Here is a 1,166-nt window from a genome sequence, read left to right on the forward strand (position 1 = left end):
GAAGACGCCGGTGCGGGAACCGCGCAGCGACCCCGGATCGATCCCCGCCCGCTCCAGCGCCTCCCACGCCGTCTCCAGCAGCAACCGCTGCTGCGGATCGGTCGCCAACGCCTCCCGCGGCGAGATCCCGAAGAACTCCGCATCGAACCGGTCCGCATCATGCAGAAACCCGCCCCACCGCGTGTACGACGTCCCCACACTCTCCGGATCCGGGTCGTACAACGCCTCCAGATCCCACCCCCGGTTCTCCGGAAACCCCGAAACCGCATCCCGCCCCTCGGCCACCAGACGCCACAGATCCTCCGGACCCCGCACCCCACCCGGGAACCGGCACCCGATCCCCACGATCGCGATCGGCTCGTCCGCGGACGTGGGAGCGGCGATCTCCTCGGCCTCGCCCGAGTCACCCAGCAGCTCGGCCAGCAACCGGTCCGCCAGAGCCGTGACGGTCGGGTGGTCGAAGACCAGGGAGGCGGGCAGGCGCAGGCCGGTGGCCTCGTTGAGGCGGTTGCGCAACTCCACGGCGGTCAGCGAGTCGAAGCCGAGCTCGGTGAAGGGCCGGTCGGCCGGCACCGTGCCCGGGCGCGTGTGACCGAGCACCGTGGCGACCTGCCCGCGCACCAGATCCAGCAGCGCCCGCCGCCGCTCGGACTCCGCCAGCCCGCTCAGCCGGCCGGCGAGTCCCGCCGTGTGTGCTTCCCCGGCCTCGGCCGCGCGGCGGACGGGGGCGCGCACGAGTCCGCGCAGGATGCCGGGCACGGACGGCGCGCCGCCGGATCCGGCGCGGGAGAGCGCCCTGGTGTCGAGCCGTACGGGCACCGAGACGGCGTCCGGCAGGGCCAGTGCGGCGTCGAGGGCGGCGAGGGCCTCACCGGTGGCCAGCGGCGCGATCCCCGCCCGCCGCATCCGCGCCCGGTCCACCTCCGACAACTCACCGGTCATCCCACTGCTCTGCCCCCACAACCCCCACGCCAACGACACCGCCGGCAACCCCTGCGCCCGGCGGTGCACCGCCAGCGCGTCCAAAAACGCGTTCGCCGCCGCATAATTCGCCTGCCCCGCCGTCCCCAACGTCCCCGCCACCGACGAGAACAACACGAACGCCGACAGACCCATCCCCCGCGTCAACTCATGCAGATGCCACGCCGCATCCACCTTCGGCCGCA

The 1,166-nt window shown here is 73.5% G+C and carries 1 protein-coding gene; it reads right to left on the reverse strand.

Features of this window, described 5'->3' with window-relative positions; all coding sequences use genetic code 11:
- Positions 1–1,166 (reverse strand): beta-ketoacyl reductase (locus CUT83_RS13275; protein WP_143688546.1); only part of this gene is annotated, 1,166 nt, incomplete at both ends.

The organism is Streptomyces barkulensis, from assembly GCF_002843305.1.
GTDB classification, from domain to species: domain Bacteria; phylum Actinomycetota; class Actinomycetes; order Streptomycetales; family Streptomycetaceae; genus Streptomyces; species Streptomyces barkulensis.